Raw genomic sequence first — 25,224 nt, 5'->3', positions numbered from 1 at the left:
CTTTGCCACGTGATCTCTAGCAGCGCAAGTTGTCGTATCATTTACATTTTTCTTGTTATTTCATAAGATAGAAATGTATTGGTATCAAGCAATATATGGGTTACAGTAAATTTACATACAGCTTCAATCCGAAATTCGGACTGAGAGGAGGCAACACCTTGGAATTCATACCTCGATTCTTACTAGTGGACCTACCAGAAGCCTTCTTGCTTCTTACCATTAGTTTGGCTATGTTCAACCACTCGGTTTTGGAAAATAAGAAACAAGCACTATTGTTTGCTGTCCTGTTTTCACTTACCGGTGAATTCCTCTCCACCATTACCAACTCGTATCAGCCAAAAGTACTAATCATGTTTATTTGCTCGACTCTGTACATCTTTTTTCTATTTCGCTTTAATATTTTACAGGCTGTTTTTATGGCGACATCTGCCATCGCCTCTATGATCTTGGCAGAATTTATCTTACTAGCAATATTCAATAGCCAACATATTTATTGGGCAGAAATTCTTTCGACCACCATGATGACTGCTTTTGTTCGCGTTATATACCTTGTCATTTTGCTCGTTTTTGCAATCGTCTTGCGTTGGATCAAATTCGATGTCCGTCGATTATTTCAGCAAAACCGCTTCAACCGCTATCTGTTTTTACTAGTGCTGGTCGGTAGTATCGAATTTCTGCTGATCTTGTTTATGAATACTTCCTTCTTCATTCGGGGCAATAATTCAGCCATATTGGAAGCCTACACACCGGAGTTTCAAATCGTTTTTCAATTGCTGATTCTGGCTCTGTTTATTGTCATCGTGATTCTGTTCCGCATTTATATTAACTTAACAATCAATCGTGTAGAAGAAGAAACTGGCACACCTTATTTAAACAGTATCCAAGACTTGTTTACTGCTATCCGTTCGATGAAGCATGATTCCTTGAACCATTACACTGCAATCAACGGATTTTTGAAAAAGGGCCTGTACAATTTGGCAAAAGAATACGTAGAGCAGCTTTTGCAAGAAACGGTTCTGATCGAGAAATCTGCAGATTCCAGTAATCAAGTACTAGAGAGCATTAAAAATCCCGCTGTTTCCTCCTTGCTCCAATCGAAAATGGCAGTATGCTTGGCTGAACGGATCACACTCTCTATGGATATTAGCACTCATAGTCAGTTCTCTCAAATTAAAACCTATGATCTAATCAAAATACTAGGTAACCTATTCGATAATGCGATACGAGCAACATCCTACGAACTAGAGGAAAACCGTTACATACGACTGGAATGGGGACAATCAGAACGAGAGCATTACCTTTATATTGAAAATAGCGGTCCAACCATCCCGTCGGACAAGCTCCAGGGAATTTTTAAAATGGGTTATACAACGAAAACATCAGGCGAGGGCGGTCTTGGCCTAGCCATTGTGAAGACAGTAACTGACCGATATGACGGTAAAATAAAGGTTCACTCAGATGAGGGAGTCACTAGTTTTCGCATTTCATTTTCCAGTCGTTAACTAAGGAGGATGGGACATGGCTTGGACTGAAGACGTAGCTCTACGTGTAGCCAAAAAGATCAAAACAGAAGACTCGCCCTACACGATCGGGCAGCTATCACACGGCATTGAAATTTTTTTGCTTAATATTATTAACACGGCTGCTCTTCTCATCAGTTCGCTAGCCTTCGGCGTTTTTTGGGAGGTCATCCCCCTCGTTGTCCTGTTTTTCCTTCACAGACTCTTGACTGGGGGAGTTCATCTGAGCAATCCTTGGTCGTGCCTTACCGCTACTCTTGTGTTAATGATTGGAGGAGGATTTCTTTTAAAATATATGCCTATCCTCCCTATGCCCTATGCCCAAATTCTTATTTTGATCGGAATTGGTGCTTCGTTTTGCATTAATTATCGATATGCACCAGCTGAACACACGTACGTACCCACTAATCCCGACATCCAAAAAAGAAATAGATTCATAGTCTTGATTTTGATAGGAATAGGTTGCATTCTATCAATTGTTTTGGTAGAATATTCCTATAGACTCTCAATCACATACACACTGGCTGTTTTGCTGCAGTCCGCACTTCTCTTGCCACGTTTGTTCAAGTTAGTTTCTCGATTCGAAAACTTATCTTGAGGGGATGATTGAAATGAAAAAAGTACTTTCTGGTTTCTTTGCTGGTCTTTCTACTCTGAACGTCTCTGGTGTATTAAAGGGCGGTATCATTTACGAACCAAAGGCACCTCACCTGAGAAAAGAAAAATAGTAGACATACATGTAAACCCCGCATCTTTTTCAAAGAAGATGCGGGGTTGTTTTTGCTATTTCTCGATCTATCTTTCTTTTGGCCTACCGACTACCAAATCAATCAACCAGCCAAAAAGACTCATGAGCGCCGCTGCTACGATGACGATACCGAGGTTATCAGGCCAAGGTCCTACTTCAAAGCCGTTGATAAAGTAGGCTGTCAATGCAAACGTTATGGCATTAATCACAAACCAGAATAAGCCCAAGGTCAAGATCTGTAACGGTAAAGTAAAAAGCGTCAGGATCGGCCTTATCATTGTGTTGACGATGCCGAGTACGAGAGCTGCCAAGATAGCGACCTTGAAATTCGCTACCTGAATGGATTGAAACCAGCTACTGATCCACAGCAGGGCAGCCCCATTCAATAGCAGCTTGATGATCCACCTAATCATTCTACTTCTCCTCCCTCCATGCGTTTTTAACGAATCCCCTGCACTTCTAGCTCCCATTGTTCAAAAAACTGCGCCATGAACTGATGCCGCTCTACTGCAATATACTGAGCGGTCTTGGTGAAAAGTCGCTCTTTGATACGCTGCAGCTTCCATGTGTACTCTTTGGCAGGTGTATGCTGCTCTGGATGATCTGATTGAATGGGCTGACCAATCACCCCCGAATATGCAAAAGCACGAGCCACACCGATCGCCCCAATCGAGTCCAGCTTGTCGGCGTCAAAAAGAATTTTTTCTTCTAGTGACATCGGCGGACAATCCTTGCGAAAGCGGTGGGCAAGAATGGCAGCCTGCACACGCGAAATGAGGTCATCCCCCATCCCACGCTCACGCAACAGGACACCCGTCACACGCGCACTGATCTCTGCATGACACTCGCCTGTCTGCCGCTCCTCGGCCCTGCCAATGTCGTGCAATAAAGCAGCCAGCCGAAGAACGGTCATGTCCGCCCCTTCCTCACGCCCAATCCGCTCACACATCGCCATTACTCGTAAATTATGCTGCCAATCGTGCGCCGGGTCTTGCCCGCGAAAACGTCTGTACGCCTCCTGAACCAGCTCCTCTGGCAGGGCTTTGAGTGCTTCTGTTATAAACTCCATCGCTTTTCCTCCTCACACCATTACGCATCAGCTAAACACGTCGTTGCATTCTGCGCATAAATGGCTGTAAGCGAACAAGACGCTCTCTCATTCAAGAGAGGCGTCTCACGCGGTTTATTTTGATACGAGCTGTTCCAGTTTGGCTACGGTTCGCGCTTTATCCCGTTCCAAAATAGGCTTCAAGTACGTTCCCGTATAGGAGCCATCCAGTTTGGCTACTTCTTCAGGTGTCCCGGTGCCGACAATCTGCCCGCCACGAGTACCGCCTTCAGGTCCTAGATCGACAACATAGTCTACCGTTTTAATCACATCGAGATTGTGCTCAATGACAAGCACAGTATCTCCGTTTTCCACCAGCCGTTGAAGAACCTTCAGCAGGCGGTCAATGTCATCTGTGTGCAGCCCAGTTGTGGGTTCATCCAAAATGTATAAGGTTCGACCAGTGCTGCGTCGATACAGCTCAGAAGCCAGCTTGACACGCTGTGCTTCTCCACCAGAGAGTGTTGTTGCTGGCTGTCCCAGCTTCACGTAGCCCAATCCTACATCAACAATCGTCTGCAGCTTACGCTCAATTTTCGGCAGATTGCGGAAAAACTCTACCGCATCCTCAATCGTCATTCCGAGTATGTCTGCAATGCTTTTACCCTTGTACTTCACATCGAGCGTCTCACGGTTGTAGCGCTTGCCATGGCATACTTCACAAGGCACGTAGACGTCAGGCAAAAAGTGCATCTCAATCTTAATAATCCCGTCACCGCTGCACGCTTCACAACGGCCTCCCTTGACGTTGAAGCTGAAGCGACCTTTTTTGTAGCCGCGCACCTTGGCTTCATTGGTAGACGCAAACAGATCGCGAATATCGTCAAAGACCCCTGTGTACGTAGCTGGATTGGAACGTGGCGTTCGTCCAATCGGGGACTGGTCAATATTAATTACCTTATCGAGATGCTCCAGACCGACGATGCGGCGATGCTCCCCTGGTTTTACCTTTGCTCCATTCAAATCGCGAGCCAGAGTCTTCTGCAGGATTTCATTGATCAGCGTACTTTTCCCAGAGCCGGATACCCCTGTGACCGCCACGAACAATCCCAATGGAATCTTGGCCGTTACGTTCTGCAGGTTGTTTTCCTTTGCTCCCTCAATCTTCACCCATTTGTCAGTAGGCTTGCGCCGCTCCATCGGTACCGGGATGAATTTGCGTCCGCTCAAATAAGCACCTGTCAGTGAATTCGCATCCTCCATCACTTCCTTGGGCGTACCGGCAGACACGACTTGACCACCGTGGATACCGGCGCCAGGACCGATATCAATAATGTAGTCACACGCAAGCATCGTGTCCTCGTCATGCTCTACTACGATCAATGTATTTCCCAGCTTGGTCATGTGCTCCAGCGTCTTGATCAGTCGGGCATTGTCACGCTGATGCAGCCCGATGCTCGGCTCATCCAGAATGTAGAGAACTCCCATCAGACTTGAGCCAATCTGGGTAGCGAGTCGAATCCGCTGCGCTTCCCCACCGGAGAGTGTCCCTGCAGCACGGCTCAGCGTCAAATAATCCAGCCCCACATCAATCAAAAAGTTGAGCCTGGCCTTGATCTCTTTCACGATGAGGTTGGCGATTTTCGCTTCTCGCTCCGTGAGCTCAACCGCATTCACAAATTGATGAGCATCGAGGATAGACAACGTTGTCAGCTCGGAGATGCTCCGATCCCCGACCTTTACCGCCAGACTCTCCTGACGCAGACGATGCCCTTTGCAGACTGGACACGGTTTTTGGCTCATGAATCCTTCGATTTGCTCCCGAATGTAATCGGAGCTGGTCTCCAAATGACGTCGTTGTAAATTCGGAATGACCCCTTCAAATGGAACGACGGCCTCTCGCACTTGTCCGAACTCATTTTCATAACGGAACTGGATTTTTTCACCCATGCTTCCGTACATGAGAATCTGTACTTGCTCTGCAGGTAGCTCCTCATAAGGAACGTCCATCCGAATCCCGAAATGGCGGCAGGCAGACTCCAGCAATTGCTGATAGTAAGTCGAAGTCTTAGGCTCCCATGCCCCTACAGCGCCATCATTCAATGTCTTGGTTGCATCGGGAACCACCATATCCGGGTCTACCTCTAGCTTGACCCCAAGCCCATCACACTCCGAGCAAGCCCCAAACGGACTGTTGAAGGAGAATATGCGCGGCTCCAGCTCTCCGATTGAGAATCCGCAAATCGGGCAAGCGTGCTTCTCACTAAACAACAGCTCTTCCTGTTCCATGACATCGACGATCACTTTGCCATCAGCCAGGCGAAGCGCCGTTTCTAATGAGTCCGCCAACCTGGCTTGCACATCCGGCTTTACTACGATCCGGTCTACGACCACTTCGATGTTGTGCTTCTTGTTTTTCTCCAGCTTGATATCCTCGGACAAATCTGTAATTTCACCATTTACCCGCACACGAACAAAGCCTTGCTTGCGGATATCTTCCAAGAGCTTTACGTGTTCTCCTTTGCGCCCTTGGACCATCGGTGCCAGAATCTGCATTCTTGTACGCTCCGGGAATTCCAGCAAACGATCAACCATTTGCTCAATGGTTTGCGACTGGATCTCGATGCCATGGTTTGGGCAGATTGGTCTACCGACCCGTGCATACAATAGACGCAGATAGTCGTAGATCTCCGTAACAGTCCCTACTGTGGAACGAGGGTTGCGGCTCGTTGTTTTTTGGTCAATAGAGATCGCAGGCGAAAGTCCCTCGATAGAATCGACATCCGGCTTGTCCATTTGCCCAAGAAATTGACGGGCATAGGCAGAAAGAGATTCTACATAACGGCGTTGTCCCTCAGCGTAAATCGTATCAAAAGCAAGGGAAGACTTACCCGAACCGGACAAACCCGTCAGTACGACGAATTTGTCCCTCGGGATTACTACATCAATATTTTTCAGGTTGTGGGCGCGAGCACCCTTCACCACAATATGTTCTAATGGCATGAAAAAAATCTCTCCTTAGAGTTCAGCCTTCAGCTCAAGAATTAAGTCACGCAATTCGGCTGCACGCTCGAACATCAGGTTGCGTGCCGCTTCTTTCATTTCTTCTTCCATACGTTCGATCACAGTAATGCGATCTTTCTTCGGCATTTTCTTGAAGTCTGCATGTGGCAAATAATCTGCTTTTTCCTCTGCCACTTTGGTAGCCTCGATCACTTCACGAACAGCCTTTTTCACCGTTTGCGGCGTGATTCCATGCTTCTCATTGTAGGCCACCTGGATCGCACGACGGCGCTCTGTCTCACGAATCGCAGACGTCATGGAATCAGTCATTTTGTCTGCGTACATAATCACGCGCCCCTCCGCATTACGAGCAGCACGGCCAATCGTCTGGATCAGGGAGCGCTCATTGCGCAGGAAGCCTTCCTTGTCTGCATCGAGAATGGTTACGAGAGATACCTCAGGCAAATCCAAGCCTTCCCGCAGCAGATTAATCCCGATGAGAACATCAAATTCACCCAAGCGCAAGGAACGCAATATTTGCATCCGCTCGATCGTCTTGATATCCGAGTGAAGATATCGTACCTTGATTCCAATTTCCTTTAAGTAGTCTGTTAAGTCCTCCGACATTTTCTTTGTCAGAGTCGTAACCAACACCCGCTCATTCTTGGCAATCGTTGCATGGATTTCGCCGATTAAATCGTCAATCTGACCCTTGATTGGGCGAACAGAGATCGTCGGGTCAATCAAACCCGTTGGCCGAATTACCTGCTGCACCACTTCTGGACAATGATCTTGCTCATAAGGTCCCGGCGTAGCTGAAACGTAAATCGCTTGATTCACTTTCTTTTCAAATTCCTCGAATTTAAGTGGGCGGTTATCCCGCGCAGACGGCAGTCGAAATCCATGCTCAACCAATACATCCTTGCGCGCACGGTCACCATTGTACATCCCGCGCACCTGTGGCAAAGTCATATGCGACTCATCCATGATCACGAGATAATCTTCCGGAAAGTAATCCATGAGCGTGTATGGTGCATGCCCAGCAGGTAGCCCCGTCAGATGACGCGAGTAGTTTTCAATCCCGGAGCAAAAGCCCATCTCCAGCATCATTTCAATATCGTAGCGTGTGCGCTGCTCCAGACGCTGAGCCTCCAAAAGTTTGCCTGCTTCACGGTATTCGGCGAGTCGTTCTTCCAGCTCTTTCTGGATGCTTTCGACCGCCAGCTTCATTTTTTCCTCACGTGTAACATAGTGAGAGGCAGGGAAAATGGCAATGTGATCACGCTGTCCCAGAATTTCTCCGGTCAGAACGTCAATGGACGTGATCCGCTCAATCTCGTCTCCAAAAAATTCAACACGGATCGCCTGTTCACTTTGGGATGCAGGGAAAATCTCCACAACATCGCCACGCACACGGAAAGTACCACGGGTAAAGTTGATGTCATTGCGTGTGTACTGGATATCGACCAGACGGTGCAAAATCTCATCCCGTCCTTTTTCCATGCCTACACGCAAGGACAAGAGCAGCTCCCGGTACTCCTCAGGCGAACCCAAACCGTAAATGCAGGAGACCGATGCGACAATGATAACATCGCGCCGTTCGAACAATGCACTGGTCGCCGAGTGGCGCAGCTTATCGATCTCGTCGTTGATGCTTGAGTCTTTTTCAATAAACGTATCCGATTGGGGAATGTATGCTTCTGGTTGATAGTAGTCGTAGTAGCTGACGAAGTATTCTACAGCGTTATTGGGGAAAAACTCCTTGAACTCCGCACATAGCTGAGCAGCCAATGTCTTGTTGTGCGCCATCACCAATGTCGGCTTGTTCACTTGGGCAATGACTTGGGCGGCTGTAAAAGTCTTTCCCGTACCCGTCGCACCCAGCAGTGTCTGGTGCCGTTTACCCGCCTGTATACCTGCCACCAGCTCGGCAATGGCAGTCGGCTGGTCACCGGACGGTCGATACTCCGATACCAATTCAAAACGCTCCATTCCCTCGTTCATCTCCTCGTTGCATAACTGTTTCTATCTTCCATTATAACACAATTAGGGTGATTATAAGCCAGAAATTCGAACAAATGTTTGTCTTCATCCTACGCCAGATTTTACCGATAATACATAATGGAAGTAAAGTACGCACGGTTACACTCGCCATCTTCAGGGAGGATCGACATGTCAGATATCGGAACACCCGTTAAAAATAATCCCTATATACAGCCGCACATGAGCTATCAAGGCAAAAAAGAGTTCACAACGGAGCTCGATAACAATGCCTTCATGAAGCTTTTGCTGGAACAATTGAAGCATCAGGACCCGATGTCCCCAATGGACAACTCCCAATTCATCCAGCAAACCAGCATGATGACCATGGTTGAAAAAATGACAAAAGTGGCGACGCTGATGGAGCAATCCAATAACAGCATGCTGACTTTGGAGAAATATGAGTCCCTCGTTGGACGTACAGCTACCTACTCGCTCACGACCAAAGATGAACTCACAGGCGAAACGTCCACTGAGACAAAAGACGGCGTGATCGAAGCTGTCTATATGGACAGCGGCAAGATTTACTTCCGCCTGGCAGGTGAATCTACACCGATCCCATTGTCTAATATCAAAGGGCTTGAGTCTCAAGGCATGACAGGGAATGCTTTGAATAACAGCCTGAAATTTATGGAAATGATCGGCAATGAGATTTCCTATAAAACATCCAAAGAAGTGGATAAAGACGGCAATCCGGCTACTACGGACGACATCTCGAAGGTAGATGAAGTCGTAAACAGCGTCATTACCGGCTTTACGATGAAGAATGGTTCAGCCCAGTTCCAGTTGGAAAATGGCGCAACCGTAAAACTGGATGAAATCGTCGGCATGACAGTAAAACCGGAAAGTAAGTCAATGAGCAACTCGCTTCAGTACGCTCAAATGATTGGCTTCACCATCACCTATTCAGAGTCGCAAACCAATACGGATGGCTCGACTTCTACCAACAGCCTGTCGGGTATCATCAAAGCGGTCAGCATGAAAAATGGACTCGTGGAGTTCGTACTCGAGGATGGCAAAAAGGTAGCGCTGAATCAAATTAACGGCTTCGAAGCCAACTCATAAATCGAATAAAAGCCGCTTTTCCTTTTCACGAAAGAGGCGGCTTTTTCACTGAAAAAATGAAATTGCTTATTCGTTGACGATTACCTTGCCTGTCACTGCATCCAAATAAACAGTCAAATCGACTTTGGCTTCACCCCCGCAAAAGCAATGTGAGCGAGTCTGACGAAAAGAAAGATCATAGCCCAGCTTCCAGCTAATCTCTCCTGTATGCAGGTTTTTCTGATGAATATAGGTCAGCTCGAGGGGAAAAACCTTTAGCAACTGATCCACAGCTACCTTCTCCGCAATTGCCTTGGACCTGGCAGGAGCAATCAGACTGGACGGAGAATCCATTGTCAATTCCTCTAAAGCTCCCGTCACGGAATTCATCTGTAAGCTGTACATCCCCTGTTCCTCCCACTGACCCATCCGATACACAGGAATGCCATTGATTAACGGATCAGCTGTAATCAGCGTATATGTCTCATCACCAACGTCTCTCATGCGCATCTGGTTTGTTCCAGAAGGGACCAACCGCTTCAATAGCGACTCTGCTTCCTTCCAATCCCGTTTTTTATCTGTCTTGATAGTTATGTCATTTCCATCTTTGATGACGAGGCGAAGCATTTGACCAGTCTTTGCATCTGTTTCCAGCAGAATATGCAGTCGTTTGTCTTTGCTGCTGCCCGGAGTGAACTCCCCGATCTTGTATTTTTTATCCTGATCATTGGTACCTTCAGCAAATTGGCCCCAGATAAAGAAGCGCCGTTCCTCTCCATCACCATACTTTTCCTCGAAGGTCGACAGAGGTAATTTGTCTGTCTCCTTACGTACAAGTATTCGGACAAGGTCACCTGCTTGCTTATCATTCTGGGCACTCCACTTTTCTCCAGTCCCTATTATGTTAATCGTTTGAACAGGCCGCCTATTGCTGCTCGACAGATCAATCAGCCGCCCTCCGCTGGCAGCATCCAAGGCACTTCCTGTATATGGATGATTGATGATACCATCCTTAACCACATAAGCTAAGCTTGCTTCCACCGAGTTTGTTCGTTCAAATTGTTCAGGAAGCAGATACACAAGCTCCAATGGATGGCTTTCCTTGAAACGCATAAGGGCTTGCTGAGCGGAAAGAACCCGTTGCGGCGAAGGTAAGGAAGTCAGACTGATTTTGTCATAAAGTCTACCGTCAAACGTGCGAAATGACACGAGCCTCCCCGTACCATCGAAGCTGACTAACGCATCGTACTGATCATCTAGCACCACATTGTTCAGCTTGCGAACCATACGGACCGTCATTAACCCTTCTGCGCGTGTAATCTCTCTCGGCTGATAGGTATTGCCTGGCGACTGCAAGCCCGTTACGAAAGCCTGGGCTCTTGCTTTTGCTTGCTGATCAGTAGGAAATGCAGGTTTCAGCAATGAATTCGGTTCCAAATTCAGTGCCAGCAGATTACCCGTCTCCGGATCAAAGATGGCCTTATCCTCCTTGCCGTCTTCTGCTCGTACAGTTGTTTTCGAAAAAATCACCTGTACGCCACTTACACCTGGACCGTCTACCTCACCGCCGAATATGACATACCGCTTGGAAAGCTCAGGAACTAAACGGACGAGCTGCTGCACGCCTTTTGATACCTGCACAGGAATTGCGACTACCGCCTGCGTGCGAACATTCGCGACTGGATCGGATGCTATTTGGACGCTCGCCCCAGCTAAAGGTGTTGTATATAAGCTAACTGCCACAAGCGCTGTGGTCATAACACACAGGACAGGTTTTTTCATGATCGGCACGACCTGAATCACTCCCTCTTTTTTCCTCTTTGATTGAGACGCGTGATGGCGCAAATAGTTTCAGAATAAACAGGCTATTCAACAAAAAAATTTTTAATGGATGATTGAGTCTGAAAAGCAATGAAAAAACCGGAAGAGAAGGCCGCACTACGTAGCGCGTATCATCTCACCCGGTCTTTCGATTATGCTCCGATATTCAGCTTTTCCAGCTTCTGTTTGATCAGCTGTACGACACTGGCACGCTTCAAGTCTACAAAAACGCGCGTAGTCGAGTCGGGTACGACAATAATGCCTAATTGATGATGATTACCCGCATAGACAGCGCACTGCACGAACTTCAACTCCCCACCATGTGTGAGGACTTCCATTTTGCAAAACGCTGAATTAGCTTGCAGCGCTGGGTACAGATCTTCTTTATTCCGAACAGGAATGCCATTTACCTTGACGATGATTTCTCCCGGTAAAATGCCAATTTCTTCTGCTCGTGTACCTGGAATCACGCCCATTACCTTGACTCCGCGAGAGGACTGGATGAAATACGGCGTACGCTGTCTCTCCTGATACTGACTCCGGAAAAACAAGCCTTCGTGTCCAAGAAGCGCATACGCCCCAGCAAGCACCACCAGCGGCCAGAACCATGCAGCTAGTGCAGTCAGTGCAAGCAAGACTACTGCATAAATCGCCAATTGCTTCGCGATTTGTTCTGCCTTTTTCAGGGGTGTAGTCGTTTGGGTCATGTCAGAGAAACCCGTAACAGTAGGCAGCAGCATCAAACCAAAGGAAGCTGCTCCTGGCGAAAAGAACGGCCATCCCGGATAAAGCGAGCCGCTTAATGCCCCTGGCTCCATTTGGACAAACAAAACTAATGGAGTCAGCCAAAAGGAATGCAGCAAATACGCCCCGACAATCCGACCACGCTGTCCTTCCACAAACAAAGGTGATGCATCGCGTCCGCCATTCCAGCGTACGAGGACCGCCTCCATCAGATGCATGATCGCAACCAACGCCAAAAGCGGCAACGGCTTAGCCTGACGAATCATTTCCCACACGACACCGATTCCAGGAGCATCCATCATCTGAGGAACGACCTGCGCGATTGCGTGTAAAATCGTCAGCAAGCCTGCTGCATACGCGAAACAGAGAAACCGTAAACGGATCAGCGCTAAAAGAAAAGCCAATCCCCATAAGATCCACAAATCCTGTGACTGTACAACAACACCCAGCCCTGCTGCAAGCAAGGAAATAATCAATCCACCTGCTAATCCCATCCCCACAGACCGGATCGTGGAAAGAAGCGGCGACTGGATACGTGCAGCGAACAACTGTCTTTCCAAATTCATCTGCCGCCTGTAATGCAGATAAATGAAGACGAGAAAGACATAGAAAACTGGGTTGAGAAAAAAAGCAGCAAATCCATATGCTAGAAAGAGCATATCTGCCTGTATCGCCAATTGCCTCACCTCAAATGGAAAAAGAAAAACCACGGCATGTGATTTACCGTGGTTACCATTTCTACGAATGTCAGGGGATTCCCTGCCTTAGAAAGATGGATTATTTTGGTTACTTATGACTGACGACTTCTAGTGCTTTCTGCAATTGCAGATCATTTTCCGGTTTACGCATGACTTCACGCAAGCTCTCTTCAAGCTGTGTACGAGTCGCCACGTCTACCTTGCCTGTCACTGTCAATTTACGCGAGGTTTGGAACTGCTTGATTGCTTGCTCTGTTTTTTCATCGAAGTAACCATCATCTCGTCCCGGTGACAAATTCAATCCGGTCAAGATGAGCTGCAGGTTCTTCACATCATTGCCTGCCATATCGCGGGCTAAATCTTTATCCGCCGGTAACTGTGTAGCATTGAAATACGCTGGTTGATCTACTTTGAAATCTGGTTCGATTCCTTTTTTATGAATCCAATCGCCTTTTGGCGTGACCCATTTCGCAATGGTCAGCTTCAGTTGGCTCTTGTCTGTCATTTCCATCGTGCTCTGGACGGTGCCTTTACCAAAGCTCTTCTCGCCTACCAGCTTGTAGTTCCCGCTATCACGCAGTGCTCCTGCGAGAATTTCCGATGCACTGGCACTTCCGCCGTTAATCAAAAGTGAAATTGGATAAGGCTTGGCTGCATCAGTAGTCGAGCGATACTCTTCTTTTTGTTGTCCGCCGGCGCCGTATTCAATCTGGACAATAATGCCCTTTTTCGGCACGAGTACTTCCCCAATTTCCTTCACGGCGAGCAAATAGCCGCCAGGGTTTCCACGAACGTCAATCACCAATCCGCCGATTCCCTTCTTCTCCAAGGAAGCCAGTTGGTCCTTGAAGTGTTTGGCTGTCTCGGTAGAGAACTGGGTGATTCCGATTACGCCGACTTTTACACCGTTTTTCTCGATAATTTGACTGTTTACTGTCTCAATTGGAATATCGTCACGAACACATACAATCGTGATCGGTTCCGCTACACCTGCACGAACTACCTTTAATACCGCTTTTGTCCCTTTAGGTCCGCGGATTTTGGTAACTGCCTGATGTAAATCCAACCCTTCAAGCGACTCACCATTGACACTCAAGATCTGGTCGTTCGGACGAAGTCCTGCACGTTCTGCTGGTGAATCCTTAAAAGGAGAAACGACGGTTACCCGCCCATTTTGCAAGGTTACTTCTGTCCCAATCCCTTGGAACGTGGAATGCAGCGTAGACGTAAATTCCTCTGCCGAGCGCGGGTCCATGTAGTCACTGTATGGATCCTCCAGTGAACCTACCATGCCTCCGATTGCTCCCTCTACTAACTGATCGTTGGTGACATTTTGGATGTAATCTTTCTTGATGGCTGAAAAAGCCTCGTACAGCTTCTTGAACTCCTGGGGATACTCTGCATTTGCTCCTGAGAACAGCTTATTGCTTGATGCAGTAAGAGCCCCATTCTGATTCACATTAGCGCTAGCGGATGTTTTCATCATCGCCATGGTCAAAAAACTACTTGCGATCATCGAGATAATGACAACCGCTAGCACGGTACGTCCTTTCCATCTCACTCTTACGTCACCATCCTTTGTGCTACCGGCGAAAAGATATGCTGCTATTGTATGCAAATCCGGTTAGCAATATTTGTCTGGCCGCACGCTCTACTATTTCAGGTACGGCATCGGGTTGACAGCAACGTCGTTCTTATAAACCGTAAAATGAACGTGATTTCCAGTAGATCGACCGGTAGAGCCGACCTCGGCAATCTTTTGGCCTCTTGATACGGATTGTCCCACAGAAACCTTGATTCCACCCTCGCGAATATGTCCATAGAGAGTTGTAATTTCGGCACTGTGCTTAATCATTACCGTATTGCCAAAACCATTGGAGTACCCTGCAAAGATGACCACTCCATCAGCCGCTGCCATAATTGTCGTCCCTTTCGGAGCTGCCATGTCTACACCATTATGCCCAGCTGAGCGACCGGTAAACGGGTCGCTACGCACCCCGAAGCCGGAGCTGAAACGGAATTGACCGTCAGCGACTGGCAATCCCAGCTTTCCGCCTTTATAACCGGTGCTGGATGCGCTCATAGCTCGGACACGTTCTGCGTATTTGTCTGATTCCGCTTTGGTGAGGGCAATTAATTGCTGTCCATATTGCTCCAAATCTTCTTCCAATGCGGACTCTTTTTTCTTCAATTCTGCCTTGACCACCAGACTGTGCTTGTACTGCTTGTCCAATTCAGCTTTGAGATTCTCCGCTTCCTCGAACATCCCTGCGTACACCGTCAATTGATGGTCAATTTCTTTCTTTTGTACTTCAATCGTTTCCTTGTCACGTATATTCTCTTCCAGGATACGGGTGTCCTGCTCCAAAATGAGCTGCAACCCCTGCATGCGCGTCAGGAAATCACCGAAATCAGATGAACCGAGGAGCACGTCCAGATAGGAGACCTTGCCGCGCTCGTACATTGATTTTACCCGCGTTTTTAAGAGAATGTCTCGCTTGGCTACGCGATCCTTCGCCTCATCCAGATCATCTTGTGCCTGAGCTGCCTTTTCCTTTGTATCATCCATCTGTGTTTCCAGCTTGTCCAGCTTTTTTTGGGTCTCGTTACGACGCAAGTCAATCTGCATCAGCTCGGTTTGCAGATCTTTCTGTTCTTTTTGGACGGCGCTGATTTTTTGCTCTGTCTGCTTTACTTGTTGCTTTTGTTGCGCCCTCTTCTTTTTAATCTCATTTAACTCCCGATTGATTTTATCCAAAGATGCTTTACTGGCTGCCCAGCTTACGTTAGTCGGGATTGCTGACCCGGCCACAAGACCGGTTATCAAGAGTGTTAGCAGGATCTTCTTCCTCATGATACTCCTCCCAGGTTCTCTAATCTACTATTACACTCGCAAGAAGCGACGTACAGACACCAAACTCCCCCAGATCCCGATAAACGCACCGATCGCGAGCAGCGCAAGTGCTACTTGATTCACGAGCGGGAACAATGGTAACAGTTTGAAAAGTTGGGTGGCTTCAAAACTGGAGCGGATCGCGTCGAGCAGATAGTAGTAGCCCACACCCAGCAAGATGATCGGAATCAAAGCCCCTGTCACACCCATCAGCAGTCCTTCGACAAAGAACGGCCAGCGGATAAACCAGTTTGTAGCCCCAACCAGTTTCATAATTTCGATCTCGCGGCGTCGTGCAACGATTGTCAGCTTGATCGTATTGGCAATCAAAAACATCGCGGTAAAGCCTAATCCGATAATGAAGCCAATCCCTACATTACGTACTGTATCTGTAGCCGTAAACAGCTTTTCAACCGTGCCTTCCCCGTAGTTCAGGCTTCTGACGAATTCCATTTTTTTGATTTGACTCGCCACGACCGGCGTGTCCTGTGGCAGCTTCGTTTTTACGACGAATGCATCGGGCAGTGGATTCCCCTTTTCCAAGCCGTCAAAAAGATACGCTTTTTCTCCCATGCTTTCCTTAAACTGCTTCAACCCTTCATCCTTGGAAATAAACTCTACGGACTCCACTTTATCCAAGGCGCGCACGTCTTTTTCAAACTTTTGCATGTTTTCCTTGGTCGTGAGATCAGCCATGAAAACCCGAATCTCCACCTGTTTTTCCACGGATTGTGCAAAGTAGTTCACATTCATTGCCAAAATGAGGAAAACTCCCAGAATGAATAGAGTGAACGTTACGGCACTGATTGAAGCGAACGACATCCAGCCGTTCCGCCCGAGGTTTTTGACCCCTTCACGGACATGGCGCCCTAGCGTTCTAATCTTCATAACCGTATTCCCCTCTCTGCTCATCACGGGCAATCTGACCTGCTTCAATCGCTATGACCCGTTTTCTCATCGTGTTGACAATCTCACGGTTATGCGTGGCCATCACGACAGTGGTGCCCCGCTGATTGATTTCCTCAAACAGCTTCATTATCTCCCAGGAGGTCTCTGGGTCGAGGTTGCCTGTCGGTTCGTCGGCAATAATAATTCCCGGATTGTTGACCAATGCACGAGCTAACGCAACCCGCTGCTGTTCTCCCCCGGACAATTCGTTCGGCAGCATTTTTGCTTTGTGCTTCAGCTTGACCAGTCCGAGCACGTCCATCACGCGCGGCTTGATCTGTTTCGGATTACTTTCGATTACTTCCATGGCAAAAGCCACATTTTCGAATACAGTAAGTGTCGGCAATAGTTTAAAATCTTGGAATACGACACCAATACTACGGCGAACCGTGGGAATCTGGCGCTCCTTGATCCGACTTACATTGAAGCCACCCAGAAAAATCTGTCCCTTTGACGGCTTCTCTTCGCGATACATCAATTTGATAAACGTAGATTTCCCGGCACCGCTGGGACCCACTACATACACGAATTCACCTTTTTCAATCCGAATGTTCACACCCTTTAACGCACTGGTGCCGTTTGGGTATGTCTTCCATACGTCAAACATCTCGATCAAGTCAATCACATCCTACATTGTCAGATCCATTCTATCTCTTGATCCTGATTTATTTTATCTTGTCGAAATCGTCCTATAACGGGGCCAATTCGACAAATCCCCTCATCTCTCTACCTCCCGCTGCTGCATCTTGCCTGAAAACAGCGAGAAAGTCCATCCTATATATTATACCACCCTGCTTCGCTGATGGAATCCACTAAATCTCTCATTTCTTGTCGAAACCGCTTTGATTCGTTTCAAACCGACAAGAAATTGTGCCTAAAAGTCCCGGCAGCACACCGCTAGCTAGCTTCCTTCCAAACTGTTAGCTACAATGGGAACGAGTGAACTGTGGAAAGGAGCATGCAAGATGAATTCATTTGCATACCAAAACCCTACCCAATTACTGTTCGGACGGGGCCAGCTATCCGTATTACAAGAAAAAGCCAAACAACTTGGGCTCACCGTACTATTGGTATACGGAGGCGGCAGCATCAAGCGTACGGGCCTTTATGAAAAAGTCGTCTCCCTTCTTCAAGAAGCGGGTTGCCGTATCGTAGAGCTGTCCGGCGTCGAGCCTAACCCGCGCCTTAGTACAGTGCAAAAAGGAATTGAGCTGTGCCGTGAGGAAGGCGTCAATTGGATTTTGGCAGTAGGTGGCGGCAGCGTTATTGACGCAGCCAAAGCAGTAGCTGTCGGTGTCCCTTATGAAGGCGATGTCTGGGACTTCTATACACGAAAAGCACAAGCTACAGATGCTCTGCCCCTGGGAACTGTCCTTACCTTAGCTGCAACTGGCTCAGAGATGAACAGAGGCAGCGTCATTACCAATTGGGAAACAAAAGAAAAGCATGGAGGAACGACGACCTTCCCGGCGTTTTCTATTCTGGATCCAGAAAATACGTTCAGCGTTCCTCGCGATCAGACGATCTATGGAATCAGCGATATCCTGTCGCACGTATTCGAACAATATTTCACCCATACTACCGAAATTCCGCTGCAGTCGCGCATAGCGGAATCCATCATGAAAACCGTCATCGAAAATGCGGATCGCGTCCTGGCCAATCCCGAGGACTATGATGCTCGTGCCAATATCCTCTATTGCGGTACCATGGCACTGAATGGCACATTGCCTGTCGGTGTGGAAACCGATTGGGCTACCCATTCCATTGAACATGCGGTAAGTGCCGTTTATGACATCCCGCACGGTGGTGGCCTGGCGATCATTTTCCCGAAATGGATGCGCTATGTATACCCTGAAAACGTGGCTCGCTTTGTCCGCTTTGCCGTCGAAGTATGGAATGTCGATCCGTCTGGCAAAACAGACGATGAAGTCGCTCTGGAAGGAATCGCGGCGACCGAGGCGTTCTTTGCGCGGATTGGTGCCCCTACCCGCTTGGCTGACTATCAAATAGATGACCAGCATCTGCAACTGATGGCAGAAAAAGCGACACCTTATGGGCCAATCGGCAATTTCAAAAAGCTGTCGAGTGAAGACGTTGCGCAAATCTTGCGGATGTGTCTGTAAAATAGGTTCTTACTAAAAAATGCCGTGCCCCGTTTCGAGGGATTGCGGCATTTTTTTCTATGAAAAAAATAAACGGACAGGCGCATCGCCTATCCGTTTATAAAAACTACTATATCACGCTGGTGAACCAACATCAATCAAAGATTCAATCATGACTTTTTGACTATTTTTGTCTACCCATGCATGAGTGTCCACCAGCTTCTCGCGGTACCAAGCGATTTGAGCCTCTACTTGATTGCGAGCCGTGCCTCCCAATACATTACGGGCATTGACCACCGTCTCTACTGCCAGCGCCTCATAGACATCGGCACCGATCATTCCCGAAAAGCTCTGGAATTCTTCCAGTGTCAGATCCAAAAGGTATTTTTGTTGCTCGATGCAGTACAGAACGGTTCTGCCTACTACCTCGTGTGCCTCACGGAACGGCATATCCTTGCGTACCAAGTAATCCGCCAAATCAGTAGCATTGGAGAAATCATTGGTCACAGCCTGACGCATACGCTCTGCTCTTACCTGCATGGTCTGAATCATTGGAGTCAACAGAGCGAGAGCGCCATGGATCGTCGCAACCGTATCAAACATGCCTTCCTTGTCTTCCTGCATGTCCTTGTTGTACGCCAATGGCAAACCTTTCAGCACAGTCAACAGACCAAACAGATTTCCGTACACACGGCCTGTTTTACCACGGACCAATTCTGCTACATCCGGATTTTTCTTTTGCGGCATGATGCTAGAACCTGTGCAGAACGCATCGTCTAGCTCCACAAATGAAAACTCCTGACTGCTCCAGATAACCAATTCCTCGCACAAACGTGACAAGTGCGTCATGATCAATGAAGAATCCGCCAAAAATTCTACGATAAAGTCGCGATCGCTCACGGCATCCATGCTGTTTTGATAGATTCCGTCAAATTGCAGCATCTCTGCTACAAATGTACGATCAATCGGGAAGGTCGTCCCAGCCAATGCACCAGCGCCGAGCGGCAGCACATTCACCCGTCTCCAGGTTTCTGTCATGCGCTCAATGTCACGCTGCAGCATGGAGACATACGCCATCAAGTGATAGCCGAACAGAACCGGCTGCGCACGTTGCAGATGAGTATATCCAGGCATAACGGTATCCAGATGTTGATTGGCCTGCTCGATCAATGCTTCCTGCAGATACATCGCGAGCTGAATAATCTCCATCAGCTTTTCTCTGAGGAACAGGTGCATATCCAATGAGACCTGGTCGTTCCGGCTCCGACCGGTGTGGAGCTTGCCCCCCACCGGTCCGATTTCCTCGATCAGCATCTTTTCAATATTCATGTGGACATCTTCGTGGGCCACCAGGAACTCAGCCTGCCCACGCTCGATTTTGTCCTTTACCTTTTTCAGACCAGCAATGATCTGTCTTACTTCCTCCATCGGCAGGATGCCGCACTTACCCAGCATGGCTACATGAGCTAGGCTGCCGACGATGTCCTGTCGCCACATTTTCTGGTCGAAAGAAATAGAAGCGGTATACTCTTCTACGAGCTGATTCGTCGGCTTCGTGAAGCGTCCTCCCCAGAGTTTCATTGCTTGATCGCATCCTTTTCATCCAAAATCTTGATGTCCGTGTTCATGTTTTCATGCAGAACACCTTCGTTTACTTGTGCATAAACCTTGGTTGGCAGACCCCACAGCTTGATGAAGCCGAGCGCTGCTTTATGATCGAACTGGTCGCCAGCATTGTAGGTTGCCAGCTCATGGCTGTAGAGCGAAGAAGCGGATTTACGACCTACGACGATCGCATGTCCTTTGTGCAGCTTCACGCGAACTAAGCCAGTTACGTGTTTTTGTGTTTCTTCAATGAATGCCTGAACTGCGTTGCGAATTGGCGAGAACCAGAGTCCTTCGTAAATTACCTGTGCCAATTTTTGCTCCACGATTGGCTTGAACTGCGCAACTTCACGCGGTTGAGTCAGGAATTCCAACTCACGGTGAGCCAAAATAAGTGTAGTTGCAGCAGGTGTCTCGTATACTTCACGGGACTTGATGCCAACCAGACGGTTTTCTACATGGTCAATGCGGCCTACACCATGGTTGCCTGCTATTTTGTTCAGCTTCAGAATGAGCTCGGACAAAGGCAGTTCTTCCCCATTTAGTGCTGTTGGCTTACCTTGTACAAAGGAGATTTCGATTTCTTCTGCCTCATCAGGCGCGTCTGCAATCGATTTTGTCAGATCGTATGCACCTTCTGGTGGTGCTGCCCACGGATCTTCGAGAACACCGCACTCGCAGCTTCTGCCCCACAGGTTTTGGTCAATGCTGTATGGATTGTCCAGATCGATTGGAATTGGAATGTTGTTCTTTTTCGCATATTCGATCTCTTCATCGCGCGTCCAGCCCCATTCACGAACAGGTGCCACGATTTTGATATCTGGGTTCAGTGCTGTGAAAGAAACGTCGAAACGCACTTGGTCGTTTCCTTTTCCGGTGCAGCCATGAGCAACCGCTACAGCACCTTCTTTTTCCGCGATTTCAACGAGCACGCGAGAAATCAGGTAGCGCGACAGAGCGGATACCAATGGGTACTTGCCTTCATACATGGCGTTTGCTTTCAATGCTGGCAGTACGAATTCCTCGGCAAATGCTTCCTTCGCATCTACTACGATGGATTTCAAAGCGCCCACTTGCAGTGCTTTTTTCTGAACGAAATCCAGGTCTTTCCCTTCCCCGACATCCAGAGCTACCGCAATTACATCATAGTTGTATGTTTCTTGAAGCCATTTAATTGCTACCGATGTATCTAAACCGCCCGAATAGGCCAAAACAATTTTATCTTTTGCCATTATTCTCTCTCCCCGTTTCGAAGTATCTCTTATGTGAGTAATTATACAAATGGATTAATAAAAATACAACCCTTTTTATTCGATGTTCGTTATATTTTCAAAGACAATGTCAGGTAAGATCGCCTATAAAAACAGCCGAACAAGATCGTAGTCCTGTCCGGCATCTCTTTCTTTATCTTGCATTTTCTGCATAAGGCACTTGCGGTACGTACTCCGCGCCCTTGTGCCCTCGAATCCACTCCAGCTCAGCCAGAGCCAATCGCTCGAAATTCTCCGCTACGTGAATATCTCCTTGGCCTCTCCAATCTGCAATGATCGGGTACATCTTTTGATAAAATCCATTGATGAACCACATATCGAATAGCAAATCTGGATGTATAAGACCGTTTTTATGCAATACACCCACCATCTCAAAGAAACCATACAATGCGACAAAATGGGTAAAGCCCTCACTGCCTTTGGGGAAACGGGTCCAAAACGCTTCGGGACTCAATTCGTCATCGGCAAGCTCTGTGGTGAACCACGACTTGGCTGCTCGCAACCGCTCGGATTCGTACTGGTCGTAAAGTTTAAGAATCATTTCAGCATCTTGATAGGTAGGCACCATGTTTCTCTCACCTCTTCAAAAAAATGGAACTATATGTTTAGTATGTATCGTTTCCAGCACGGATGCAAGACGAACACAAAAGGACGTTTTTAACGAGAAAAATACGTTGACTGCGTTGTTCAGACTGTAGTGGAGGGGAGGAAAAAGGAGAAAACGCTCCAGCTTCTTGAGCGGAAATGATTTTCGGGAGTACGTGTCGGAAGCTGGCCGTGAAACACTTATTGTTTTTTACACAAGTTGGATAATATATGATGATACACTATTTATAGAAGTAACTGCTTTCAAATCGTTTTGACTTTTAAAACAAAGGGCAGGAGGGCTACCATGAAACATATATATCTCGTCCGTCACTGTCAGGCTACTGGGCAAGCGGCAGAGGCGCCACTCACAACAAGCGGGGTTGAACAAGCTGAGCAGTTGGTACCCTTTTTCGATACGCATCCGATTGATCGAATTGTCTCCAGCCCCTTCCGCCGGGCGATTGCAACCATCCAGCCCCTTGCCGAAGAGCGCGGGCTCATGATTGAGCAGGACCAGCGTTTAGAAGAGCGTGTTTTGTCCGGGCAGCCTATGGAAGATTGGCTGGATCGACTGCGGGATACTTTTGATGATCTTTCTCTCTGCTACAGGGGGGGTGAATCCAGCAAGACTGCTATTCATCGCGTCAATGAGCTCCTTAAAGAAGTCCTCTCTGGAGATGCAAACCATATCGTTTTGGTTTCCCATGGGTGTTTGCTGACTCTGCTCATGAAATCGGTTGACGATCAGTTTGGTTTCAAAGAGTGGCAACAGCTCAGCAATCCTGACGTTTTTTTGCTAACCTGCACGGAAAACGATCGCCATATCAAGCGCATTTGGAGTTAATATGCATCCCATTGCATGAAAAAACAGCTACAAGAGGCAAATTTACTTAACGGCCTCCTGTAACTGTTTTTTTGAATTCGTTTCTTGTCCGATAATGCTTTTCAGCTCTTCTTTCGGGAGCCTCTCCACTATTCCAATGAAGTGTTTTGCTAAAAGGGGATCAAACTGTGTTCCGGACCCCCTTTTGATTTCCTGCAGCGCTTCTTCTACCGGCAGCCCTTTTCGATAAGGTCTGTCCGCAACCATGGCATCGAACGCATCCGAGATCGCTAATATTTTTGCCATCAGCGGAATCTCATCCCCGACCAAACCATCCGGATAACCCCTACCGTCGATTCGCTCATGGTGAGAACGGATCGCGGGGAGTAATTCATTAAACATGCCGGCCTGCAAAATAATCTCGTATCCAATCACCGTGTGCTGCTTAATCTTGTCGTATTCCTCTGGTGTTAATTTTCCTTTTTTATTGAGAATCTCATCTTCAATACCGATTTTACCGATGTCGTGCAGAATTCCACCGATATAAATCTCTTCCACTTTTTCCTCAGAGAGTCCTATGTCACTTGCAATTTCTCTACCCCAGTGTGCAACTCGTTGGGAATGACCGCTCGTGTAGCGATCGCGTGCGTCAATAGAAGCAGCCATGGCGGTTAGGAACTTGTGATTGAAAGATTTGACCTCTTCTACTTTTTGTTGGAGTTTATTGAGGCTGTCGTAGTATTGGTGAAAAACGATGTTTAACGTATAGATCGTTGCTACAAGCGGGATAAGTGCAAGTATTCCATATGTTTGCTCTAGACGAGCTCCCATACTACCAATCATCATCAAGACAAAATAAGTACCTGTTCCAGCCTTAATCATACTATTAATTGTCGGGTACCATTTGACTTTAAAAAAATGAGAAATTCCTATCGCAACTAAACCAGTATTCATGAACCAGTAAACGAAAATAAGGACTATATCTGCAATCATCCACGGAATCGAATACTCGGTTGCCAGTATATTGAGCTTGCCAACAACCCAAAGAGTTAATAAGATTTGACCACTGTTGTATAATAATTTTTTAAACGAGTGTCGGAACAAAAAAACCATAATCAATTGTTCAATAACTGCTGCCCAAACTGCTATCCATATTCCATAGAGAAGAATACCTGCAAAAATCACAGCATTATTAATCGTTAAACGTGCATTTAAGGTACTCACTGGAGCGAAAGTACCAAAAATAGTTAAGGCTGTGAAAATAAACAATACGCTCCAGTGGTTCCGAATCTCCCAATCAGGTAAGGTCGAAATTAAAATGATAACTGCTGTTAAAGGTAGACAGTATTGTACAAACATCGATTTAAGAAAATGAATAGAACTAATGTTTCGCAACATAGCTTTTACCTTCTCGCAGTTTTATTAAAGAAATGGGTCTATTGGTGATGCGTTGAACAAGCAAGAACGCTCCTAACATAATAAATAAGTCACCAATACTTATAATTCGAGGAATAATGGACGGCATGTAGATTATGTCGCCCAAGAAAGGCAAGAGGGTTTCATTCGTTAATACACTGTGTTTAAAATCTGTTCCATTTACTAATGGTTCAATAGAGAAAGGCAATTTTTTGGCTTGATCTAAGTCAATGGGCATACGTCCCCCATTTAGCCAAATCACGATTGCATTAAGGAACCAGCCTATCATAAAAATCCTGATGTCCTCATGTTCTCTATTTGAATAAAAGAAGCAGATCATCGCTACGTAGGCAGCCGATATAAAAATACCCGCTATTCCATGAAAAAAAACAGCCGTAAATTGAAGAAGTATACTAATAACCAGAAAGATAATATGGTTAAACGTTGGTACCGCCTTTATTCGGCCACCTCTTAGAAATGCGATTACAAACGAAACCAAAATAATGTCTAGTAGCAAGGCATATACCTCCACAAAGTAGCGAAAAACACCACTTACAAACGAAGCGGTGTTTTTTGCTTTTTCTTTATCCTACGTGCCAGTTTGCAGAAGTAGCCGCTACGATAGCAACCACCATCATAATTGCTGCGAACCATTTTTTCATATCTATTTCCCCTCCTTCGTACATAGTGGAGAAAGCTGGCTTCGCTACTGTTTGATGCAGAGGCCAAGCGACCAGGTACAGCCTCTGCTCCTCTTTCCCTTCTCCATTACGGAAAAGGGCGGATTCGCTACTGGCTCCATACGGACAAAGCGACCAAATAAAGTCCGTACTTCCTTGCGACTTTCATACCTATATTTTACACATAAGTGACAAAATTCGGCAATCATAGTTTCATAGTCTATTGGATTTA

Annotated in this window: 20 protein-coding genes; 5 read left to right on the top strand and 15 right to left on the bottom strand. The window is 47.1% G+C overall.

Translation table 11 applies throughout. The annotated features are described in order from the left end of the window. Positions 1 to 158: 158 nt before the first annotated feature. On the top strand, positions 159 to 1,502 hold the full coding sequence (locus ACIFQN_RS34510) for a sensor histidine kinase (RefSeq protein ID WP_429837569.1): 1,344 nt from the start codon (positions 159 to 161) through the stop codon (positions 1,500 to 1,502). A gap of 16 nt (positions 1,503 to 1,518) precedes the next feature. Further along, positions 1,519 to 2,118, top strand: a complete 600-nt coding sequence (locus tag ACIFQN_RS34505; protein ID WP_429837568.1) for an accessory gene regulator ArgB-like protein — start codon at positions 1,519 to 1,521, stop codon at positions 2,116 to 2,118. A gap of 197 nt (positions 2,119 to 2,315) precedes the next feature. Here the strand turns inward: ACIFQN_RS34505 and ACIFQN_RS34500 are convergent, their stop codons facing one another. The 4 genes from ACIFQN_RS34500 to uvrB all read right to left on the bottom strand — a co-directional run bounded on the left by ACIFQN_RS34500 (position 2,316) and on the right by uvrB (position 8,311). After that, on the bottom strand, positions 2,316 to 2,681 hold the full coding sequence (locus ACIFQN_RS34500; RefSeq protein WP_429837567.1) for a phage holin family protein: 366 nt from the start codon (positions 2,679 to 2,681) through the stop codon (positions 2,316 to 2,318). Positions 2,682 to 2,707: 26 nt separating this feature from the next. Then, positions 2,708 to 3,337, bottom strand: coding sequence for an HD domain-containing protein (locus ACIFQN_RS34495; RefSeq protein ID WP_429837566.1), 630 nt, complete (start codon positions 3,335 to 3,337; stop codon positions 2,708 to 2,710). 114 nt (positions 3,338 to 3,451) lie between these two features. Further along, the gene (uvrA, locus tag ACIFQN_RS34490; RefSeq protein WP_429837565.1) at positions 3,452 to 6,319 is read right to left on the bottom strand and encodes an excinuclease ABC subunit UvrA; all 2,868 of its coding nucleotides are present in this window, start codon (positions 6,317 to 6,319) and stop codon (positions 3,452 to 3,454) included. Between the two features lie 15 nt (positions 6,320 to 6,334). After that, complete coding sequence (gene uvrB / locus ACIFQN_RS34485; RefSeq protein ID WP_429837564.1) at positions 6,335 to 8,311, bottom strand: excinuclease ABC subunit UvrB; 1,977 nt, start codon at positions 8,309 to 8,311, stop codon at positions 6,335 to 6,337. Between the two features lie 180 nt (positions 8,312 to 8,491). Here uvrB and ACIFQN_RS34480 point away from each other — a divergent pair, with 180 nt between their 5' ends. After that, complete coding sequence (locus ACIFQN_RS34480; protein ID WP_429837563.1) at positions 8,492 to 9,424, top strand: flagellar hook assembly protein FlgD; 933 nt, start codon at positions 8,492 to 8,494, stop codon at positions 9,422 to 9,424. Between the two features lie 66 nt (positions 9,425 to 9,490). Here the strand turns inward: ACIFQN_RS34480 and ACIFQN_RS34475 are convergent, their stop codons facing one another. The 6 genes from ACIFQN_RS34475 to ftsE form a co-directional block, all read right to left on the bottom strand. Further along, positions 9,491 to 11,206, bottom strand: a complete 1,716-nt coding sequence (locus ACIFQN_RS34475) for a hypothetical protein (protein WP_429837562.1) — start codon at positions 11,204 to 11,206, stop codon at positions 9,491 to 9,493. Positions 11,207 to 11,376: 170 nt separating this feature from the next. Then, the gene (locus tag ACIFQN_RS34470) at positions 11,377 to 12,645 is read right to left on the bottom strand and encodes a PDZ domain-containing protein (protein ID WP_429837561.1); all 1,269 of its coding nucleotides are present in this window, start codon (positions 12,643 to 12,645) and stop codon (positions 11,377 to 11,379) included. Positions 12,646 to 12,754: 109 nt separating this feature from the next. Next, complete coding sequence (locus tag ACIFQN_RS34465; protein ID WP_429837560.1) at positions 12,755 to 14,227, bottom strand: S41 family peptidase; 1,473 nt, start codon at positions 14,225 to 14,227, stop codon at positions 12,755 to 12,757. A 93-nt stretch (positions 14,228 to 14,320) separates the two neighbouring features. Further along, positions 14,321 to 15,520: a murein hydrolase activator EnvC family protein gene (locus ACIFQN_RS34460; protein WP_429837559.1), complete on the bottom strand. Its 1,200-nt coding sequence runs from the start codon at positions 15,518 to 15,520 to the stop codon at positions 14,321 to 14,323. 30 nt (positions 15,521 to 15,550) lie between these two features. Continuing rightward, positions 15,551 to 16,447, bottom strand: a complete 897-nt coding sequence (ftsX, locus tag ACIFQN_RS34455; protein ID WP_429837558.1) for a permease-like cell division protein FtsX — start codon at positions 16,445 to 16,447, stop codon at positions 15,551 to 15,553. Then, positions 16,437 to 17,123: a cell division ATP-binding protein FtsE gene (ftsE, locus tag ACIFQN_RS34450; protein ID WP_213023389.1), complete on the bottom strand. Its 687-nt coding sequence runs from the start codon at positions 17,121 to 17,123 to the stop codon at positions 16,437 to 16,439. Before ftsE ends, ftsX begins: the two co-directional genes overlap by 11 nt. Positions 17,124 to 17,472: 349 nt before the next feature. On the opposite strand from ftsE, the gene ACIFQN_RS34445 reads away from it, so the two are divergent. Continuing rightward, positions 17,473 to 18,630 (top strand): iron-containing alcohol dehydrogenase, encoded by a 1,158-nt coding sequence (locus ACIFQN_RS34445; RefSeq protein ID WP_429837557.1) that lies wholly within the window; start codon positions 17,473 to 17,475, stop codon positions 18,628 to 18,630. Positions 18,631 to 18,744: 114 nt separating this feature from the next. Here ACIFQN_RS34445 and argH read toward each other — a convergent pair whose 3' ends face one another. The 3 genes from argH to ACIFQN_RS34430 all read right to left on the bottom strand — a co-directional run bounded on the left by argH (position 18,745) and on the right by ACIFQN_RS34430 (position 22,053). Then, positions 18,745 to 20,190, bottom strand: coding sequence for an argininosuccinate lyase (argH, locus tag ACIFQN_RS34440; protein WP_429837556.1), 1,446 nt, complete (start codon positions 20,188 to 20,190; stop codon positions 18,745 to 18,747). Further along, a complete protein-coding gene (locus tag ACIFQN_RS34435) occupies positions 20,187 to 21,446 on the bottom strand; it encodes an argininosuccinate synthase (protein ID WP_429837555.1) in 1,260 nt (419 codons plus the stop codon). Before ACIFQN_RS34435 ends, argH begins: the two co-directional genes overlap by 4 nt. Positions 21,447 to 21,618: 172 nt before the next feature. Further along, positions 21,619 to 22,053, bottom strand: coding sequence for a DUF4760 domain-containing protein (locus tag ACIFQN_RS34430; protein ID WP_429837554.1), 435 nt, complete (start codon positions 22,051 to 22,053; stop codon positions 21,619 to 21,621). Between the two features lie 324 nt (positions 22,054 to 22,377). On the opposite strand from ACIFQN_RS34430, the gene ACIFQN_RS34425 reads away from it, so the two are divergent. Continuing rightward, positions 22,378 to 22,917, top strand: coding sequence for a histidine phosphatase family protein (locus ACIFQN_RS34425; RefSeq protein ID WP_429837553.1), 540 nt, complete (start codon positions 22,378 to 22,380; stop codon positions 22,915 to 22,917). 42 nt (positions 22,918 to 22,959) lie between these two features. On the opposite strand, the gene ACIFQN_RS34420 is transcribed toward ACIFQN_RS34425, so the two are convergent. Continuing rightward, entirely contained in the window at positions 22,960 to 24,294 is a 1,335-nt protein-coding gene (locus ACIFQN_RS34420; protein WP_429837552.1) for an HD-GYP domain-containing protein, read from the bottom strand. After that, positions 24,278 to 24,829, bottom strand: coding sequence for a DUF5317 family protein (locus ACIFQN_RS34415; RefSeq protein WP_429837551.1), 552 nt, complete (start codon positions 24,827 to 24,829; stop codon positions 24,278 to 24,280). The genes ACIFQN_RS34420 and ACIFQN_RS34415 overlap by 17 nt, the downstream gene beginning before the upstream one ends. Between the last annotated feature and the right edge of the window lie 395 nt (positions 24,830 to 25,224).

The organism is Brevibacillus sp. NRS-1366 (genome assembly GCF_050467985.1).
This window is presented reverse-complemented; position numbering and strand designations above follow the sequence as displayed.

Bases quoted from the DNA above. Each gene is read 5' to 3' on its own strand.
- uvrB (WP_429837564.1), bottom strand. From the start codon at position 8,311: ATGGAGCGTTTTGAATTGGTATCGGAGTATCGACCGTCCGGTGACCAG.
- uvrA (WP_429837565.1), bottom strand. From the start codon at position 6,319: ATGCCATTAGAACATATTGTGGTGAAGGGTGCTCGCGCCCACAACCTG.
- ACIFQN_RS34425 (WP_429837553.1), top strand. From the start codon at position 22,378: ATGAAACATATATATCTCGTCCGTCACTGTCAGGCTACTGGGCAAGCG.
- ACIFQN_RS34435 (WP_429837555.1), bottom strand. From the start codon at position 21,446: ATGGCAAAAGATAAAATTGTTTTGGCCTATTCGGGCGGTTTAGATACA.
- ACIFQN_RS34505 (WP_429837568.1), top strand. From the start codon at position 1,519: ATGGCTTGGACTGAAGACGTAGCTCTACGTGTAGCCAAAAAGATCAAA.
- ACIFQN_RS34500 (WP_429837567.1), bottom strand. From the start codon at position 2,681: ATGATTAGGTGGATCATCAAGCTGCTATTGAATGGGGCTGCCCTGCTG.
- ACIFQN_RS34445 (WP_429837557.1), top strand. From the start codon at position 17,473: ATGAATTCATTTGCATACCAAAACCCTACCCAATTACTGTTCGGACGG.
- ACIFQN_RS34430 (WP_429837554.1), bottom strand. From the start codon at position 22,053: ATGGTGCCTACCTATCAAGATGCTGAAATGATTCTTAAACTTTACGAC.
- ACIFQN_RS34420 (WP_429837552.1), bottom strand. From the start codon at position 24,294: ATGTTGCGAAACATTAGTTCTATTCATTTTCTTAAATCGATGTTTGTA.
- ACIFQN_RS34460 (WP_429837559.1), bottom strand. From the start codon at position 15,520: ATGAGGAAGAAGATCCTGCTAACACTCTTGATAACCGGTCTTGTGGCC.
- ACIFQN_RS34480 (WP_429837563.1), top strand. From the start codon at position 8,492: ATGTCAGATATCGGAACACCCGTTAAAAATAATCCCTATATACAGCCG.
- argH (WP_429837556.1), bottom strand. From the start codon at position 20,190: ATGAAACTCTGGGGAGGACGCTTCACGAAGCCGACGAATCAGCTCGTA.
- ACIFQN_RS34495 (WP_429837566.1), bottom strand. From the start codon at position 3,337: ATGGAGTTTATAACAGAAGCACTCAAAGCCCTGCCAGAGGAGCTGGTT.
- ftsX (WP_429837558.1), bottom strand. From the start codon at position 16,447: ATGAAGATTAGAACGCTAGGGCGCCATGTCCGTGAAGGGGTCAAAAAC.